We start from the raw sequence: 278 nt of genomic DNA, 5'->3' as shown, positions 1-278 counted from the left end.
GGTGAGCGAAACCGGAGGAGGCTAAACCGTTTGTGTGTGATACCCGGCAGGGGTTGCGCAGGCGGGGTTGTGGGAGCGCACTTCAGTTGTCTGCCGGCGGCTGGGGGAGTCAGAAACCATTGCGGTAGTCGAAGGGCATGCGAAAGGCCTGGCGTAGAGGGTAAGACCCCCGTAGACGAAATCGTGATGGCTTCCTTGTGTGTTTCCCAAGTAGCACAGGGCCCGAGAAATCCTGTGTGAATCTGGCGGGACCACCCGTTAAGCCTAAATATTCCCTG

The 278-nt window shown here is 58.3% G+C and carries 1 rRNA gene; it reads left to right on the top strand.

The window, feature by feature from the left end:
• Positions 1–278 (top strand): 23S ribosomal RNA (locus tag ACSNOC_RS27970); the annotation flags it as partial.

This window comes from Streptomyces sp. URMC 129, assembly GCF_051386415.1.
Classification (GTDB): domain Bacteria; phylum Actinomycetota; class Actinomycetes; order Streptomycetales; family Streptomycetaceae; genus Streptomyces.
This window is presented reverse-complemented; position numbering and strand designations above follow the sequence as displayed.